At 62.2% G+C, this 18,197-nt stretch carries 14 protein-coding genes and 1 pseudogene; 4 read left to right on the plus strand and 11 right to left on the minus strand.

Annotation, left to right across the window (positions count from 1 at the left end):
- Positions 1 to 18: 18 nt before the first annotated feature.
- The gene (locus RAS12_RS25870; protein WP_306942756.1) at positions 19 to 1,605 is read right to left on the minus strand and encodes an acetate--CoA ligase; all 1,587 of its coding nucleotides are present in this window, start codon (positions 1,603 to 1,605) and stop codon (positions 19 to 21) included.
- 166 nt (positions 1,606 to 1,771) lie between these two features.
- On the opposite strand from RAS12_RS25870, the gene RAS12_RS25875 reads away from it, so the two are divergent.
- Together RAS12_RS25875 and RAS12_RS25880 are read left to right on the plus strand one after the other, a co-directional pair.
- Positions 1,772 to 2,572, plus strand: coding sequence for an IclR family transcriptional regulator (locus tag RAS12_RS25875; protein ID WP_306942758.1), 801 nt, complete (start codon positions 1,772 to 1,774; stop codon positions 2,570 to 2,572).
- Between the two features lie 66 nt (positions 2,573 to 2,638).
- Complete coding sequence (locus RAS12_RS25880; RefSeq protein WP_306942760.1) at positions 2,639 to 3,337, plus strand: hypothetical protein; 699 nt, start codon at positions 2,639 to 2,641, stop codon at positions 3,335 to 3,337.
- 78 nt (positions 3,338 to 3,415) lie between these two features.
- Here the strand turns inward: RAS12_RS25880 and prpF are convergent, their stop codons facing one another.
- From prpF to RAS12_RS25930, 10 genes and pseudogenes are all read right to left on the minus strand, one after another.
- Positions 3,416 to 4,600, minus strand: a complete 1,185-nt coding sequence (gene prpF / locus RAS12_RS25885) for a 2-methylaconitate cis-trans isomerase PrpF (protein ID WP_306942762.1) — start codon at positions 4,598 to 4,600, stop codon at positions 3,416 to 3,418.
- 67 nt (positions 4,601 to 4,667) lie between these two features.
- On the minus strand, positions 4,668 to 7,286 hold the full coding sequence (gene acnD / locus RAS12_RS25890) for a Fe/S-dependent 2-methylisocitrate dehydratase AcnD (RefSeq protein ID WP_306951619.1): 2,619 nt from the start codon (positions 7,284 to 7,286) through the stop codon (positions 4,668 to 4,670).
- Positions 7,286 to 7,996 (minus strand): GntR family transcriptional regulator, encoded by a 711-nt coding sequence (locus RAS12_RS25895; RefSeq protein WP_306942764.1) that lies wholly within the window; start codon positions 7,994 to 7,996, stop codon positions 7,286 to 7,288. The genes acnD and RAS12_RS25895 overlap by 1 nt, the downstream gene beginning before the upstream one ends.
- A 145-nt stretch (positions 7,997 to 8,141) precedes the next feature.
- The gene (locus RAS12_RS25900) at positions 8,142 to 9,944 is read right to left on the minus strand and encodes an NAD(P)/FAD-dependent oxidoreductase (protein WP_306942766.1); all 1,803 of its coding nucleotides are present in this window, start codon (positions 9,942 to 9,944) and stop codon (positions 8,142 to 8,144) included.
- 259 nt (positions 9,945 to 10,203) lie between these two features.
- A pseudogene (locus tag RAS12_RS25905) lies at positions 10,204 to 12,088 on the minus strand (sigma-54-dependent Fis family transcriptional regulator).
- 139 nt (positions 12,089 to 12,227) lie between these two features.
- Entirely contained in the window at positions 12,228 to 12,776 is a 549-nt protein-coding gene (locus tag RAS12_RS25910) for an RNA 2'-phosphotransferase (RefSeq protein WP_306942769.1), read from the minus strand.
- A gap of 66 nt (positions 12,777 to 12,842) precedes the next feature.
- A complete protein-coding gene (locus tag RAS12_RS25915) occupies positions 12,843 to 13,445 on the minus strand; it encodes a DUF4291 domain-containing protein (RefSeq protein ID WP_306942771.1) in 603 nt (200 codons plus the stop codon).
- Positions 13,446 to 13,583: 138 nt separating this feature from the next.
- A complete protein-coding gene (locus tag RAS12_RS25920) occupies positions 13,584 to 14,555 on the minus strand; it encodes a Bug family tripartite tricarboxylate transporter substrate binding protein (protein ID WP_306942774.1) in 972 nt (323 codons plus the stop codon).
- Positions 14,556 to 14,608: 53 nt separating this feature from the next.
- Positions 14,609 to 15,394 (minus strand): alpha/beta fold hydrolase, encoded by a 786-nt coding sequence (locus RAS12_RS25925; RefSeq protein ID WP_306942776.1) that lies wholly within the window; start codon positions 15,392 to 15,394, stop codon positions 14,609 to 14,611.
- Positions 15,391 to 15,984, minus strand: a complete 594-nt coding sequence (locus RAS12_RS25930) for an amino acid synthesis family protein (protein ID WP_306942778.1) — start codon at positions 15,982 to 15,984, stop codon at positions 15,391 to 15,393. The genes RAS12_RS25925 and RAS12_RS25930 overlap by 4 nt, the downstream gene beginning before the upstream one ends.
- A 124-nt stretch (positions 15,985 to 16,108) precedes the next feature.
- On the opposite strand from RAS12_RS25930, the gene RAS12_RS25935 reads away from it, so the two are divergent.
- Both RAS12_RS25935 and RAS12_RS25940 read left to right on the plus strand, forming a co-directional pair.
- Entirely contained in the window at positions 16,109 to 17,017 is a 909-nt protein-coding gene (locus RAS12_RS25935) for a LysR family transcriptional regulator (protein ID WP_306942779.1), read from the plus strand.
- Between the two features lie 311 nt (positions 17,018 to 17,328).
- Positions 17,329 to 18,195 carry an N-acyl homoserine lactonase family protein gene (locus tag RAS12_RS25940; protein ID WP_306942781.1) on the plus strand — a complete coding sequence of 289 codons (867 nt, stop codon included), beginning with the start codon at positions 17,329 to 17,331 and terminating at the stop codon, positions 18,193 to 18,195.
- The last annotated feature ends 2 nt before the right edge of the window (positions 18,196 to 18,197 follow it).

Consider the following 18,197-nt stretch of genomic DNA (forward strand, 5'->3'; position numbering starts at 1 on the left):
CGTCTCCTGGGGGGTGTTTTATGCGTGCGCAGCGGGCGCGGCATTGGCGGTTGATGCAACAGCGGTCGCTAACTCTTGCTCCCGCAATTTCCTGCGATGAATCTTTCCGGCGGGGGTCTTGGGAAGTTCTGGCACGAACTCCACCTGACGCGGGTACTCGTGCTGGGCCAGGCGGCTGCGCACGGCATCCTGAATCTCTACAACGAAGGTTGCATCGCCCGCGCGGGCGGACACGACGAAGGCCTTGACGACCTGTCCGCGCAAAGCGTCCGGCACACCGATGGCGGCGGCCTCGGTCACGTCGGGATGCTTGAGGATGGCGTCTTCGATTTCCACCGCGCTCATCGTCCAGCCTGCCGAGATGATGACGTCGTCGGCGCGGCCGCCGTGCCAGAAGTAGCCGTCTTCATCGACGCGTCCCAGGTCTTTGGTCGCGACCCAGGCGTCGCGGCGCCATAGTTTCAGTTCGCCCGTTTCGCCCGGCGCGCAAGGGGCGCCATTGGGGTCCTGGACCTGAACGCGCAAGCCCGGTACGGGTTTGCCCAAAGACCCCGCCTTGACCGTGAAGTCCGCCGCGCCGGGATAGTTCACCAGGCACACGCCAATCTCGGTGGTGCCGTACATGCTGCACACGGGCCGGCCGAAGGTGGATTCCACGAACGCAGAGGTTTCGCTATCGATGGGTTCACCGGTAAAGGAGACCTTGTCGAGCTGGTAGCGGTATTGGCCGGCCACGCCCGAATTTCGCATCATCCGGTAGTGCGTCGCGGCGGCCGAAATGTTGTTGAATCTGTGATCTTGCAAGGCTTGCAGCAGGCGTTCGGCGTTGAACTTGCCGGCATAGGCGCCGATGGTCACACCGAGTGCCAAGGGCGCGAGCGTGCCGTGCCACAAGCCGTGGCCCCAGGCGGGCGATGACGGACACATGAATCGGTCATCCGGGCGCACGCCGGTGCCGTACAGCGCGGCCAGCATCAATGTGACAAGCGCGCGGTGAGTGTGCTTGACGGCGTCGGGCAGCTCGCGCGTGGTGCCGGAGGTGTATTGGAAGATCGCCAGATCATCGGCTCGGGTGTGGCATTCGTAGCGCGCGGGAAAGGCGGCCAGCCCGGCAATGAAATCGTCGTCCGCGATCACGACTTGCATATCATCGGCGCCCGCCACCAGCGGCGCTTTTTCGGCATTCGTCACCAGCATCCGCGGCTTGCAGTCCTGCACCCGCAGGCGGATGCCGTCCGGCCCGAACAGGGTAAAGAGCGGCACCGCGATTGCGCCCATCTTCATTGCGCCAAACATCGCCACATAAAAAGGCAGCGACGGTTCCAGCATGACTGCCACACGATCGCCAGCGCGGATGCCCTGTTCAGCGAGGTAGTGCGCGAAGCGCGAGGACTCTTCAGAGATCTGACGAAAGCTGTAGGTCTCGTCGCCGCCTGCCGCCCGCACCAGGATGATCGCGGGCTGGTCCCGGTCCACGTGCCGGTCGATGCATTCGTGAGCAATGTTCATGTGCTCGCGATCGCCATCAAACAGCTCCCAGAGTTTGTCGGGAGAGCAAAGCGCCTGGGCGTCTGCGTAAGAGGTGGTCTGGGTCAGCTTCGTCATTTCTGCGTACCTGTGTGGGGTCGGCAATCTGTGAAGTGACTATGCGCGCCTGCTTTTAAATTGTCAATAACGTCCATCAATTGTCTATAGACAATTATAGAGTGGGGTAAAGGCTTGCGATTGAGCCGCGCAAGGTATGCTTGCCGCAATAAAAACGGAGAGCCAGATGAGTGAAGCCAGTACCCAGGAACCCGGCGCGGCCGCAGGCCCGCGCGTGCGCCCCGTGCCCGCGGTGACGCGATCAATCGCGATCCTGCGATTGCTGGGGCGCGGCGGCGCGCCGATGACGTTGAAGGCGATCTCGCAGGAGCTGGAAATGGTGACCAGCACCTGCCTGCATATTCTTCGTGTGCTGGTGGAAGAGGGCCTGGTGAAAGTCGACACCGGCACCAAGCGCTACAGCTTGGGCGTCGGCATGTTGACGCTGGCCCGTAGCGTTATTGAAAGCAGTCCATTTCCTGCGCTGGTGCAGCCGGTGCTGGACAAGCTGTCCAGCGCGGCAAACGTCACAGCCATTGGCGTGGAGGTGGCGGGCAGTGATCACATGGTGGTGCTGGCGCTGTCGCGTTCCACCGCGCCGTTCCGCCTGCATGTGGATGTGGGCAGCCGCTTTCCCGCGCTGATCAGCGCCACCGGCCGTTTGGTGGCCGCGTTCTCGGATCTTTCAGACAAGGAGTTGGAGCGCCGCTTCAAAGCCCTGCGATGGGATCAGGCGCCAGAATATGCCGAGTGGAAAGCGGACCTGGACGCTGTGCGCCGCGACGGCTACAGCATGGACCGCAATCACTACATCAACGGCGTCGTTGTAATCGCGGTGCCGGTGTTCGACAGCCATAAACGCATGACGCATTCGCTGGTGGCGGCGGGACTTGCCGAGCAACTGGATGACACGCGTGCCAGGACCTTGGCGCAAGACCTGCAAAGCGAAGCGAATGCGTTGTCCCAATTGCTTTCAGCGCGTAGCTGATGCGTATGCAGGATGCGCCCGTAGTCGTGTGGATGAGGGCTGAAGGACAGCGCAAAGGAAGGGGTAATGGCAGGTCCCAGAAAGCGAAGAAAATCCCTTGAGGCGGCGGCGCCGCCGCCTCATTATGAAACGTGGCTGACAGAGATTTTTGATCATCCCGTGGATGTAAATCCAAACTGTGAATACGACAACCAGTTGTCGTTCGCTGTTGACGAGGCCGGTCAGGCGGAACTGCTTGCCTACACATTGGAAAACTGCGCGCGCGATCTCGCTGGATTTTCAGATCTTCAGGTGAGCGCTGGGCTGCGTTGTTTCTTTTGCCCGGGCAGCGCGGATATCGTGTGCGACATTGCTTCGGACTTCGTTCCCATAGCGCTTCGGCTGCGTGTTATCGCCGCCATCAAGACGCTATACCGGGACTGCTTTGAGCCGCGCTGCGCGCCCGTGCTCGGGAGCCGGAATGAAGAGGGAAATCCCCTCAACGAGATTTGCTACATGTTGTGGGATATCACGCCGGTACTGCTCTGGGGGCGCGAGCCGTCCGAACAGGTTTTTCAGCAAGCTGTGCTTGATGTGCTGGAAGAAGCCCTGGTGTCGCCCAATCCCGCTTGCGTGGAAAGCGCATTGCACGGATTGGGGCATATCCAGCGCGACTGCAAAGCCGATGTCGCTCGAATCGTCTCGGCTTATTTGCGGCGTAATGTGTTTGCGGCTCCAGGGCTGCAATCGTATGCAAGGCTGGCGGCAGAGGGCAGGGTGCAGTGATGTGTTGCCGCCGTAGCCTATCTTGAGCTAGCCTGCACTGACAGACAGTGACTCATCCAGGCAAAGCGCCTACTCGCGTCAAAACCCCGCTTTCGGCACGTGCACCCGGCCTTCCATCAGCACACGTGCGCTGCGGCTCATGATGGCTTTGGTCACCTTCCATTCGCCATCGACCAACTGGGCTTGCGCACCCACGCGCAGGGTGCCCGACGGGTGGCCGAAGCACACCTGATCGCGCTCGCTGCCGCCCGCGGCCAGATTGACCAGCGTGCCGGGAACGGCGGCGGCCGTGGCGATGGCTACCGATGCCGTGCCCATCATGGCGTGATGCAGCTTGCCCATCGACAGGGCGCGCACCAGCACATCGATATCACCTTCGCCGATCTGCTTGCCGGCGGACGATTGGTAGGCCTTGGGAGGCGCGACGAATGCCACCTTGGGCGTGTGCTGGCGGCTGGCGGCTTCTTCGATTTTCTGAATCAGGCCCATGCGCAGAGCGCCGTGCGCGCGGATGGTTTCGAACCGCGCTAACGCGGCGGCGTCGCCGTTGATGTCGTCTTGCAGCTCCGTTCCCAGATACCCCAGCGCGTCGGCATTCAGGAAAATGGTCGGGATGCCGGAGTTGATCATCGTGGCCTTGAAGGTACCCACGCCGGGCACTTCCAGGTCATCCACCAAGTTGCCGGTGGGGAACATGGAGCCGCCGTCGCCGTCTTCCGCCGGGTCCATGAATTCCAGTTGCAGTTCCGCTGCGGGGAAGGTGACGCCATCCAATTCAAAGTCGCCGGTTTCTTGCACGGCGCCATCGGTGATGGGCACATGGGCGATGATGGTTTTCTTGATGTTGGCCTGCCAGATGCGCACGATCGCGATGCCGTTGGACGGCACGCGAGCCGGGTCGACGAGACCGTTGGTGATGGCGAACGGACCCACTGCGGCGGACAGGTTGCCGCAGTTGCCGCTCCAGTCCACAAATGGTTGATCGATGGAAACCTGGCCAAACAGGTAGTCCACGTCATGGCCGGGTTGCGTGCTTTTGCCGACGATCACTGTTTTGCTGGTGCTGGACGTAGCGGCGCCCATCCCGTCGATCTGCTTGCCGTAAGGGTCGGGGCTGCCGATGACGCGCATCAGCAGCGCGTCGCGCGCGGCGCCGGGCACGCGGGCGGATTCGGGCAAATCGTCCAGCTTGAAGAACACGCCTTTGCTGGTGCCGCCGCGCATGTAGGTCGCGGTGATCTTGGTCTGGGGGGCATGGGCCATGGGGCAGTCCTGATGTCTTGGTTTTAGGGGCGGCGGGCGCTTCTGCGCCCGCCATACCGATGCGTGATCAGCTGGCTTTCTTTGCGGCGCCGGCGCTTGATTCCGATTCCAGGAAGTCCTGGGCGAAGCGTTGCAGCACGCCGCCGGCCTCGTAGATCGAGACTTCTTCGGCGGTATCCAGGCGGCAGGTCACGGGTACTTGCACGGTCTCGCCATTGCGGCGGTGTATCACCAGTGTCAGGTCCGTGCGCGGGGTGCGCTCGCCGATGACGTCGTAGCTTTCCGTGCCGTCCAGACCCAGCGTATTGCGGTTGACGCCCGGTTTGAACTCCAGCGGCAACACGCCCATGCCGATCAGGTTGGTGCGGTGAATGCGTTCAAAGCCTTCCGCCGCAATGGCTTCGACGCCAGCCAGACGCACGCCCTTGGCGGCCCAGTCGCGTGACGAGCCCTGGCCGTAGTCAGCGCCCGCCACGATGATCAGCGGCTGCTTGCGGTCCATATAGGTTTCAATGGCTTCCCACATGCGCATGACCTGGCCTTCCGGTTCAACGCGGGCAAGCGAGCCTTGCTGAACAGTGCCGTCGTCGTTCTTCACCATTTCGTTGAACAGCTTGGGGTTGGCGAAGGTGGCGCGTTGCGCGGTCAGGTGATCACCGCGATGGGTCGCGTACGAGTTGAAGTCCTCTTCCGGCAGGCCCATCTTGTCCAGGTATTCGCCCGCGGCGCTGTCCAGCAAAATGGCGTTGGATGGCGACAGGTGGTCGGTGGTGATGTTGTCGCCCAGCACGGCCAGCGGCAGCATGCCGCGCAGCGTGCGTTCGCCAGCTAGCGCGCCTTCCCAGTACGGCGGACGGCGGATATAAGTGCTTTGCGCGCGCCAGTTGTACAAGGGGCTGACGGCGGTCTTTTGCTCGGTCTGGATGCCGAACATGGGCGCGTAGACTTTGCGGAATTGTTCCGGCTTGACCGCTTCTTTGACCATGGCGTCGATTTCTTCGTCGCTGGGCCAGATGTCCTTCAGGCGGATCTCGCGCCCGTTGTGATCCAGGCCCAGCACGTCGCGTTCAATGTCAAAACGGATGGTGCCAGCGATGGCGTAGGCCACCACCAGCGGAGGCGAGGCCAGGAAGGCTTGTTTGGCGTAGGGATGGATGCGGCCGTCGAAGTTGCGGTTGCCGGAAAGCACGGCAGTCGTGTAGAGGTCGCGATCGATGATCTCTTCCTGGATCACGGGGTCCAGTGCGCCGGACATGCCGTTGCACGTAGTACAGGCAAACGCCACGATGCCAAAACCCAGACGTTCCAGATCTTCGGTCAGGCCAGCTTCGTCCAGATACAGCTGCACGGCCTTGGAGCCAGGCGCAAGCGAGCTTTTCACCCAAGGCTTGCGCGACAGGCCCATGCGGTTCGCGTTGCGCGCCAAGAGGCCCGCCGCGATGACGTTGCGCGGATTGCTGGTGTTGGTGCAGCTGGTGATGGCAGCGATGATGACGGCGCCGTCGGGCATCAGGCCAGGTTCGTTTTCCACAACGCCGGAGATACCGCGTTCGGCCAGATCCGACACCGGCAGACGGCGATGCGGATTGGAGGGGCCTGCCAGCGTGCGCACCACCGTCGACAAGTCAAAACGCAGTACGCGTTCATATTCAGCGGTGGCCAAACTGTCGGACCACAGGCCCGCAGTCTTGGCATAGTTTTCCACCAAGGCGATCTGTTCGTCTTCGCGTCCTGTCAGGCGCAGGTAGTCGATGGTCTGTTGATCAATCGAGAACATCGCAGCGGTGGCGCCGTATTCAGGCGCCATGTTTGAAATGGTCGCGCGATCCCCCAGCGTCAGGCTGGCTGCGCCTGCGCCGTAGAACTCCAGATAGGCGCCCACGACCTTCTCTTTGCGCAGGAATTCGGTCAGGGTCAGCACGATGTCGGTAGCGGTAATGCCGGGCTGGGCGCGGCCGGTCAGTTCCACGCCGATGATGTCGGGCAGGCGCATCCACGACGCGCGGCCCAGCATGACGTTTTCGGCTTCAAGGCCGCCCACGCCGATGGCGATAACGCCCAGCGCGTCCACGTGCGGGGTGTGGCTGTCTGTGCCCACCAGCGTGTCGGGGAACGCCACGCCATCTTGCGTGTAGATCACCGGCGACATCCGTTCCAGATTGATCTGGTGCATGATGCCGTTGCCCGGCGGCACGACTTCAATATTGCGGAAGGCTTGTTTGGTCCAGTCGATGAAATGGAAGCGGTCTTCGTTGCGGCGGTCTTCGACGGCGCGGTTGCGCGCAAAGGCGTCGGGATCGGTGCCGTCGAATTCCACGGCCAGCGAGTGGTCCACGATCAACTGCACTGGCACCACCGGGTTGACCTTGGCGGGGTCGCCGCCCATGTCGGCGATGGCATCGCGCAGCCCAGCCAGGTCGACCAGTGCGGTCTGACCCAGAATGTCATGACAGACCACACGCGCGGGGAACCACGGAAAATCCAGGTCGCGGCGGCGTTCGATCAGTTGCTTCAAGGCATCGGTCAGCATTGCGGGATCGCAACGGCGCACGAGGTTTTCGGCCAGCACGCGCGACGTGTAGGGCAGGCCGGCATAGGCGCCCGGGGCGATTGCCTCGACCGCGGCGCGGGCGTCGAAATAGTCCAGGCGGGTGCCAGGCAGGGTCTTGCGGTACGCGTGGTTCATCATGCCTCCGTGCGCTGCTGCTTGCTTTGCGCGATCTGTTGTTCGATGTTGATGCGGGATACGCGGATGTGACGGCGCATCAGGATTTCAGCCAGTTCGCCATCACCGTCGGCAATGGCGTCAAGAATGCGGTGGTGTTCGGCATAAGCCTGCCGGGGGCGGTTGGGCGTGGTGGAGTACTGGATGCGGTACATGCGCGCCAACTGATAGAGCTCGTCGCACAGCATGCGAAACAGCATCTGGTTGCCGCTGCCTTTGACGATGCGATAGTGGAAGTCGTAATCGCCTTCCTGCTGGTAGTAACCCAAGCCGGCCTGGAAGGCGGCGTCGCGCTCATGCGCTTCAAGCACGCCGCGCAGTTCCGCGATTTCTGACGGTGGCATGCGCTCGGCCGCCAAGCGGCAGGCCATGCCTTCAAGCGACTCCCGGATTTCGTAGAGTTCGGAAAGCTCTTGCTGGGATAGCGACACGACGCGGGCGCCTGCATGCGGCACGCGCACCAGCAGCCTTTGGCCTTCGAGCCGGTGCAGCGCTTCGCGCAGCGGACCCCGGCTGACGCCGTGGATGCGCGCCAGCTCTGGCTCAGAAATCTTGCTGCCGGGGGCGATTTCCCCCTTGATGATGGCGGACTGGATCTTCTTGAAGATATGTTCCGACAGCGTTTCGCTATCGCCCGGCAGCGCACCCGGCAGGGTCAGCACTTTGCTCATTGTGTCAACAATCCATCCGGTTTTAAAGAAAATTGGCGGAATAAGTGGCGCCTGAGCGCCGGATTGTCAACAATTTACCCGGATGCCTGCATGCGCGCAAGCGGCGCGAATGCCGCTTGCGGGGACGGAAGGGACGGGCGGGCGGCTAGCGCTTGTGGTGTACCTCTTGCACGCCATAGACCTGAACAGGCAGCCCTGCTTGCCGGGCCTTCAGCTGTAGCGACAGATACTGCGAGTAATGGCGCGATTGGTGTAGGTTGCCGCCGTGGAACCAGAGTCCTTCCTGCTGCGTGGGCTTCCACATATTGCGTTGCTCACCTTCCCACGGGCCGGGGTCTTTGGTGGTGTCCGAACCCAAGCCCCAGCACTTGCCCACTTTGTCGGCCACTTCCGGGCTGATCAGATCGGCTGCCCAGCCGTTCATGGAGCCGTAACCCGTGGCGTAGATCACCAGGTCCGCAGGCAGCGTCACGCCGTTCTTCAACACCACGGCGTTCGGGGTCAGATGGCTGACATCGGTGCCGGATTGCAATTTGATGCTGCCGTCGATAATCAGATCGCAGGCGCCCACGTCGATGTAATAGCCTGAGCCGCGCCGCAAGTACTTCATGAAAAGGCCAGAGCCGTCGTCACCCCAGTCCAGCATGAAGCCGGCCTTTTCCAGCTTGTTGTAGAACTCGGCGTCGCGTTCGCGCATCTGGTCATAGAGCGGAATCTGAAACTGCGCCATGATCTTGTAGGGCAGAGACGCAAACGTCAGATCGGCCTTGCGGGTCGTCATGCCATTGGCCAGCGCCTGTTCGGAATACAAGCCGCCCAGGCCGATGTCCATCAAGGTTTCAGAGCGCACGATGTGCGTGGACGAACGCTGCACCATGGTGACGTTGGCGCCGCCTTCCCACAGCGCCGCGCAGATGTCGTGCGCGGAATTGTTGGCGCCGATCACCACCACATTTTTTCCGCGATAGGCGTCTGGGCCGGGGTGTTGCGATGAGTGCTGCTGCTCGCCCTGGAATTCGTCCTGGCCCGGAAAGCGCGGCAGGTTGGCTTTGCCTGACATGCCGGTCGCCAGCACCAATTGCTTGGGCCGCAGCACCACCGGCTTGCCGTCGCGCAGCACGGTGACTTCCCATTCCTTTTTCTGCTCGTCATAACGGGCGGATTCGCAGACGCTGGACGTCCAGTAGTTCAGCTCCATGACCTTCGTGTACATCTCCAGCCAATCGCCGACCTTGTCTTTGGGAGCGAAGACGGGCCAGTTGTCGGGGAAGGGGATGTAGGGCAGGTGGTCGTACCAGACCGGGTCGTGCAGGCAAAGTGATTTGTAGCGCTTTCTCCAGCTATCGCCCGCGCGCTCGTTCTTTTCAATGATGATGGTGGGCACATCCAACTGGCGCAGCCGTGCTCCCAGTGCGATGCCGCCTTGCCCGCCGCCGATGATCAGCACATACGGTTGCGTTTGATACCCCAGCTCGGCGGCCTCTTGTTCGCGCTTTTCCAACCAGGTCTGGCGTTCGCGGCTGCTGCCGTGTTCGGCGCCTTTGGGGCGGCGCGTGCCGCTGGGTTCCTCGTGTCCTTTAAGCTCGGACATGGTGGTCAGGAAGGTCCAGATTTTTCCGTCCTTGACGCGGATATGGCCGTAACCGCGCGCCAGATTGGTATCGACGTGGAACCATCCTTGCAACAGGCCGCCGTCGTCCGATACGGCTTCACCATCGTCGCGTGTGAAGCGCACGGGTTCAACCTGTGGCAACTGCTGCGTGAGCATGTCCCGGATCTGTTCGCGGCTTTCCAGCGTGCGCAGATTCCAGCTGAACAGCACCAGATCACGCCAATAGCAGTCTTCCTGAAACAGCTGGACGACGGCTTCGATATCCTTGTTGCCCAGCGCAGTGTTCAGGCGGGCGAGCACCGCGTCCAGCGCGGCGTCGGCGGGGTTGATCGGCATATCTTGTCTCCTTGCCCGGGGCGGGCATTGTGGTCGTGGCGGACGGTGTTTCAGATCGTCCGGTGACGGTCCTGGCCTGTGCCGGCCGGTGAGCGTCATGTAGCTACATGCAAATGCCGTGCCAACTGTCGATCGCGCGCATAACGCTGCTAGCCATAGTGAGGTGGCTGCGATTGAGCAGGACGCCGCTGTGGCGCATGCCACAGGTGTGGCACGCGGGGTGTGGCACAGCTGGGGTTTTCGCCCAGTGCTTGCTCGGTCAGCGGCGGGAAGCCAGCCCGTAGCGGCGCATCTGCCGATGGACGGTAGACCGGTCCACACCCAGCTGCCGCGCGGCCTCCGATACGTTGCCGGCGCAATTGGCCAGGGTTGAGCGCAAGGCGGCTTCTTCCGTGGAACTGGCTTGCCCCGCAGCCGCCAGCGAGTCCGGCAGATCATGCGGCTCGATCACGCCTTGTTCACACAAGGCGGCGGCCACCGCGATGACGTTCGCCAGCTCGCGAATGTTGCCGGGCCACGCATGCGCTTTCAATGCCATCTGCGCGCCGGGAGACAACACCGGCGCGCGGATTCGTCCTGGTGCCGCGCCAACATGCGTGTAATCAACCAATCCAGATCCTGCCGCTCGCGCAGCGGTGGCACGGTCAGGGTGGCCGCATTGATGCGGTAATACAGGTCTTCGCGAAAGCGGCCCTCACGCACCAGCGCACCCAGGTCGCGATGCGAGGCCGATACCAGGGTCAGGCGCACGGCGCGCGGCGTATTAGCGCCGATGGGCGTCACTTCGGATTCCGCCAGCACGCGCAAAAGCCGGCTTTGCAGCGTGAGTGGCATGTCGCCGATTTCGTCCAGGAACAAGGTGCCGCCGTCCGACTCTTCGATCAAACCCTTGCGGCCCTTGGGCGCGGCCCCGGTGTAGGCGCCCGGCAGGTAACCGAACAGCTCGCTTTCAATCAGGGACTCGGGGATGGCGGCGCAGTTCACCGCTACGAAGCGCCCGGCGCGGCGGCTGTCATCGTGGATCGCGCGGGCCAGGTATTCCTTGCCTACGCCGGTCTCGCCTTGTAGCAGGATGGGCAGCCCTTGGCGCGCCAACTTGGCGGCGCGCACCTGTAGCGCGGCCATCTTGACGTCGCCGCCGTCCAGTCCGCGCAGCGCAGACGGCGTGGCGCGCACCGCCACGGTCGCGCCGCGCTGATGGCGATTGGGTTCAATCGCGTGGGCGAACAGCGCATTGCCGTCACGCGCCACGATCAGCCGGTCTTGCGGCGCGTGGGCGCGGGTGTATTGAGGCAGGTCGTCCAGTTGCACGTCGAAGAAACGTGTGACGGATTGGCCGATCAGGCCAGCGGGGTTGCGCCAGTCCAGCCCAGCGGCGCGCGCCAGCAGCTTGGCGCCCGTGTGCGTCATGCCCAGGATGCGGCCAGACCCGTCCAGCGATATAGCCGCTTCGGGGTCCACATCCAGAAATTCGGGTGATCGGGCAAAGCGCAGCACCCATTCGTTGCGGGTGCGCGCCATCAGATTGGCCAGTTCGATACGGCGCGTGGTGCTGTTGACCAGATGCAGCGCCAGATTCTGGCTGGTCTTGAGACTAGGCGAACTGAGCAGCGAGATATCCAGCACGGCCGCCAGCTCACCATCCGCGTTGTAGATCGGCGCGGCGGTGCAGGACAGGGGGTGTTGTCGAAGTGGTCAGTCTGATGAATGGTCAGCGCTTCGCCCGTTTCCAGGCAGGCGCCCACGGCACACGTTCCCGCCCGCGGCTCTGACCATTCTGATCCCAGGTACAGGCCAGCCTTGCGCAGCCTGCTGGTCTGTAACGGGTCGCCCAGGAATTCAACGGTGACGCCCTGGCGGTCGGCCAGCAGCAGTACATAGTTCTGGCCGGCAACCTGACGGAACAGGTGATCCAGCCCGCTGCGCGCAATGGAGATCAGGGCCTCGGATTGCTGGCGGTGTTCGCGCAACCGGCCATCGGGCACGATATAGGCTTCACAAGCCTGCGACGGGTCTAACTGATATTGGTCCAGACAGCGCAGCCAACTGCGCACGACATGCGCGTCGCGCTGCGTGGGCCGGCCCAGGCCAACTTGCTCGATCTCGCGGATATGGGCGGAATGCAGGGATTCCTGACTAGGCATGTCGTCTCCATGGTGCGCCCGATCTACGCCGGATCAGCAGGCAGCATGCACAGAGGGAGACGTGCCTGTAAATGCTGGTTATCCAGCAGTGGCCCTGTCAGGAGAACGCAGTCATGCTGCGCTGCGGCACGTTCTGCTATTAGGCGTCGCGCGACAGAAACGCTTGCGGCACGTGATCCGTCAGCCAAACGCCGTTGTCGGCTTGATAGAACTTGAAGCCTTGTTCGTGCATGCGGCTGGCATCGACCGTAAGGATGACGGGGACGCCATACCGTTGTCCGACCGACTCCGCCGTCGTCCGGTTATCAGAGAGATGCACGTGTTGCCGCTGTCCGGGCTTCAAGCCTTCCTGCATGATGGCCGCGATAAAACGCGTTGCAGTGCCGTGAAAGAGTATGGCGGGCGGAATCAGGGCCGAGTAGTTGATCGCGACAGCCCGGGTGGTGTGTCCTTGAGCGGCGCGGATACGCTTGCCGTCCTCGGATATCGAGAAGCGCTGTTTGTCGTTGTCTCGAACTACCGCTCTGATCTGGGTTTCATCCAGGTCCTGGCCAGTGCGTCTTGCACCGTCGATCAAGGCCGCGATATCGGCCCAACCCTCGGTGTCCAGGGTCAGTCCTATCTCTTGCGGGTTGTGGCGAAGGACATAGCTAAGGTACTTGCTGATCTTGATAGCGTCGTTTTTCATGTTGTTGTTGTTGTTGTTGTTGTTGTTGTTGTTGTTGTTGTTGTTGTTGTTGTTGTTGTTGCTTATTCACGCCGGCGTTGCCGGCAACGGACGTTCTTCTGGCAACAGCGCATGCGCTTCATCCCGTCGTCCGGCCACGACCAGCGCATGGATTTGATGCGCTAGTGGCGTCACTTCCGTAATCCGCGTTATCCACTGATGCACGTAACGATGCACGGATTCGCCGCCAAGTCCGATCTGTATTGCGCGGTGATTGAGCGGGTGCAAGTCCAAATCCCGCTCGGGGTCCCACTGGATGCGCACCGGCGATTCACGCTTTACGCGATCCCAATCCTGCTGGCTCATTGCCGGTTCGGCATGGCTGGCGCAGCTGTGGGACAGAGCCCAATCAAAACCTTCTCGGCTGATATCAATGGCCAAAATACGATTCTGGCCCGTGTCCTTATAGCCCCAGCCTGCGCGGTACATCATCCAAAGAAACGATGGCTTTATCCACGTCATGCGTTCCATTTTGAACGGTGGAGAAACGAAGGTGCCGTGCCTCAAGGCCGTGTCGGCGATGCTGTCGGAATACGCTTGATAGACGCGAATGGTGGCGTCGTTGTAAGAGGCTCGAATCTGGCGTTCGGGGATCGTGACGTTTGTTTTTATAGTTGTTTGTTTGATCATGTCCCGTATTCAAACGCATCTTTGAACGGGCTGTAAAGCAGAAAGTGCCGCTCAAGAAACTTGTGCGGCATCTTGGTTGCAGGTCTGCAACGGCGCGTGGGATGTGTGCGCCGCGTCTGCCGCGCAAGCATCCTCGGACTACAAATCCACCCTTACCTTGCCCGCTTGCACCAGCCCCGCCACATCCCGTATCTCTGCCAGAAGCGCCGTTTGCAACTGCGCCGGTGTGCCGCCTGTGGGTTGAAAGCCCTGCTCCGCCAGCTTCGCGTGTACGGCATCGGTCTGCAATGCGCGGTTGATGCCTGCGTTCAGTGCAGCGATGGCCGCGTCTGGCGTACCGGCTGCGCAATACGTTCCGAACTGGATCTGCGCCACAAATCCGGGGAACCCGCTTTCCGCCACCGTTGGAATATCGGGATACTTCGCCAGCCGCTCTTGGCTGGTCACGGCCAGCACGCGCAAGCGGCCGCTTTTCAGATAGGGCTCGACGGCGGCAACGGTCGCCACCACCAGTTGAATCTGACCGCCCAGCAGATCGGTCATCATCGGACCCGTGCCGCGGTAAGGCACATGCAGCATGTCGATACCGCATGCCGCCTGCAGCAGTTCGGTTGCAAGGTGCTGCGGCGTGGCGTTGCCGGGCGAACCGAAAGTCAACCCTTTGGGCTCGCGTTTGGCTTTGGCAATCAGTTCGTCCAAGGTCTTGGCGGGCAGGTCGCTGTTGATGGCCACCATGTAAGGCGAGCGCGCAATCGGGCAGACGGGCGCCAGTTGCTTCAACACCTCTTCGGGCGGCCGGGCGTAGTAGCGCACGGATGGCACCAGCCCGGCAAAGAGCAAGATGCTGCCGTCTTTGGCGCCGTTGGCGGTGTAGTCGGCGCCGAGCATGCCGCTGGCGCCGGGTTTGTTCTCGACCACCACGGAACGGTCCAACGCGCTTTCCAGTGTGGCGGCAATAACGCGGCCCAGCACGTCAGTGCCGCCGCCCGGCGGGAACGGCACGATAACGCGCAAGGGCGTCTCGCGAGCCGCGGCCATGCGGTTGATGGTGAGCGCCATGGGCGCCAGCGCGCCTGCGGCGATGTGCTTCAGAAGAGTTCTGCGGTGCATGGTTGTCTGTCTCCGTCTCCGCCCTCGTTCGGGGCAATTGCCGATCGTCTCTATCAGGCGGACAATTCGGCGCCTTGCGGCAGTAAAAAGGCTTGCAACGCCGAGGCCACGATGGCGGGGGCTTCCACCGGCAGCATATGACGTTGACCGTCGATGACGCGAGCGCGGCCATCGGGTAGCGCGCGGGCCAAGCCGCGCGTCATGCGCGGGGTGGAACCGACGTCCTCGCCGCCAGTCATCACCAGCGCAGGGCAGGCGATGTCGGGCGCGGCGTTGGCCAAGACCTGATCGCCCTCCGCAAATAATCGATAGGCCGCTAGGAAATTGGCGCGGTCATTTTGGACTAGACGCCGTTCGATGCTGGCGACCCTTTCCGGGCGCGCGGCTTGGAAACCGGGCGTGAACCAGCGTTGCAGCGAGATGGCGGCGGCGGCCTGCACGTCTTGTGTGGCGGCGGCGGCCAGGCGCGCCATCACAGCTTGCGCTTCGTCTGCCGTGCGCTGGAACACCGTGCTCAACAGTATCAGCCGCTTGACTCGCTGCGGCCGGGCGGCGGCATAGGCGCCGGCGATCAGGCCGCCCATCGAGTACCCCAGCACATGGGCGCCGGACCAACCTGCCTGATCCAATTCCGCATCCAGTTGCGCCACAAAGTCCGGCATATGCGCCAGCCCTTCAATGGCTGGTCCCGCGCCATGTCCCAGCAGGTCATAGCGCAGCACATCGAAATCCGCTTCAAGAAGCGGCGCCAGATCGTCCCACAAGGTGTGGTCCAGTCCAACACCGTGCAGCAGCACCAGCGGCTGGCCACGGCCGGAACGCTGACGTTGCCTGCTCATTTCGATTGCGCCTCTTGCGCGAGCTCTTGCAGATCGGAATAGCGGTTGCCGATCCGGTGATGCGGCCGGCCCGAGGTGGCGGCGCCCAATGCAATCACGATTTCATCCGGCGCAGGGGCATCGAAGATGGTGGTTTGCACGGTCAGGTAGTGCGAACGCAGGCCCTCATCTTCTTTGTGCATCATCGGCACCGTAATCACGCAACCCGGGCCGCCGCGCATATTGGTGAAGCTCAGATAGCTGGTGCCGCCCACCGCGTTGCGATACGCATTGCCAAAACGCAGCGTATGGATCAGCGCGGACGCGTGTTCGACTTCGCCGGCGGTTCCCACTACAGCGGCTTTTCCATAGGCCTCGATCTGATCTGCGGAGCCAGCCTGACGCAGAATTTCTTCTACCAGCAACTCGCCCAACGGCGGCGCGGCTTCCAGGATTTGCGGGCGCAGATCTTCCTGAAACGGCAGACCCGCCCAAGGGTTGCGGATGACAGCGGCGGCCACGATCATGACCAGCGGCCGTTCGGCGGCCTTGCCGCCTTCAATGAAGGTCTTTTCGACGTAACTGACAATTTTGCGCACTTGCAAAGCCATGCTGTTGCTCCTAGGCCTGGGGGGGATGAACGATGCATCCATTGTTGAGTGCGCACCGGAATTTTGACAATCCAAATTAACGTAAGTTAATTTCGGAAAATCTGAATTCAATCGGCCATCTTTTATGCCCTCGCCCCTGAAGATCCAACACCTGCGCCAATTTCTGCTGGCAGCCGAGCACGGCAGTTTTAGACTGGCCGCGGCAGGCACACATCGATCACAGGCGGCGGTGTCGGCTGCCATGCAAGATCTGGAACAACAATTGGGCGCGCCGTTGTTCGAAGCCGGCAAACGCGCGCAACTGACCCCGTTGGGGCAGGCCGTGGCGCCGTTGTTTCGCGAACTGCTGTCCACGCATGACCGTGTGCTGGATGCGGCGCGCCAGCTGGGGATGGGCAACAAGGGGCCGGTGTCGCTGGCGGTGATGCCGTCACTGGCCGATGAATGGTTGCCGCGGCTGTTGGAGCGGTATGCGCGCAAGCACCCTGATATCCGCATACGCGCTGTGGACGAGTCGTCGCAAGATGTGCACCGGCTGGTGCTGAACGGAGAGGTCCAAGTGGGCGTGGCTGGCCAGGTGCCGCGTACGGCCGAGGTTGCCTTTACGCCTGTGGCGCGAGACGCATTCGGTCTGGTTTGCCGCAAGAGCCATCCGCTGGCGCGGCGGCGCGGGCCAGTGCCGTGGGCAGCGCTGGAGCTTGAACGAATGATAGGCAACGCCACCTTCGACACATTGAAAAACCATCAATTGGGCAGCGCCATCGAAGACCCGGCCATTGTGGTGTCCAACCGGGCGTCATTGCTGGCCAGCGTGGTCAGCGGGCTGGGCGTGACCGTGCTGCCTGTGCTGGCACGGCCCGCCACGGCAACCGGGCTGGTGTTTGTGCCGCTGGCCGAACCGATGGTGGAGCGCATCGTAGGCGTGCTGACGCGCAAGGAAGAAACGTTGCTGCCGTCGGTTGCCGCGATGCACACCCTGGCGTTGCAGTCGCTGGCGCAGTTCACGCGCCGCAAGGGCGCGATTCTGGTGTAGCGCGGTTCGACGGCGGAATTCTCTCAACCAGTCGGACTACACCTGCGAATGATCTAGGGGTTCCCCCCACTGCGTGCGCCGTGAAGCCCAGCTTAATGAAACCTTAATTGGCAGCCCGCGCGCGCTGCGTCAGAGTCCGCTACAGAGAAAACGGCCGCCAGATGCCGTCTCGGGGGAGCGTGTCCATACGCTTCCTTCGTCAGCCCCGCACAGAAGATACCTATTGAATAAAACCCGGGACACACCGGGTGGCTTGCTATCGGCCGCCGCCATTGGGCTGCGGTTACCCCTGTTGGTCTGAGGAGACAACAATGAGCAAGAGCTGGAAAAAAGTTTTGGGTGCAGTGGGTGCGGCAGCGGTAATGGCAGGGGGCGGGGTGCAAGCGGCCGATGCGCCGCCAGACATCAAGCTGATGCAGCTGTCTGTCGGCAAGATCGAATTGGACAAGGGCTTCATGACCGCCATGGTGGACGTGGGCACCAAGATCAAGATCCCGGTGCCGGCCTATGTCATTCAGCATCCGCGCGGCCTGGTGCTGTTCGACACCGGCATGAACCAGGCCACGGCCGATGGCAATTGCGCCAATTATTGGGGCCAGGGTTTGTGCGGCGCCTTCAATTCAATCCAGGGCCGCGACGAGGTCGTAGACCGCCAGTTAAAGGCTGCGGGCTTTGACGTCAGTGACGTCAAGTACGTGGTGTATTCCCACTTCCACCTGGACCACGCGGGCAACATCAAGATGTTCCCCAAGGCCAAGCACGTTGTGCAAAAGGCCGAGCTGCGCGCGGCTTGGTGGCCGGAAAAATTCCAGCGTGCCGCCTATGTGATGAAGGACTTCGACACCACTCGCGACTACGATTTCATCCAGGTGGAAGGCGACTTCGATCTGTTCGGCGACGGCACCATCGTGTTGCTGGACACCAAAGGCCACACGCAGGGCCACCAGTCGCTGCAAGTGAAGTTGAAGAACACGGGCACGGTGCTGTTGGCGGCGGATGCGATCTACACCGGCGAAAACGAAGCGGGCGTGATTCCTGGCATTACCTGGAATACCGCGGCCTCCATGCAGGCTATTGACCGCTTGAAGCAGATTCGCGACGCCCGTCAGGGCCAGCTCTGGTACAGCCATGATGCGGAGCAGCACGCGCAGAACGCCAAGACCAAAGTCTTCGACTAAAA

It is taken from the genome of Achromobacter seleniivolatilans (genome assembly GCF_030864005.1).
GTDB lineage: Bacteria > Pseudomonadota > Gammaproteobacteria > Burkholderiales > Burkholderiaceae_B > Achromobacter > Achromobacter seleniivolatilans.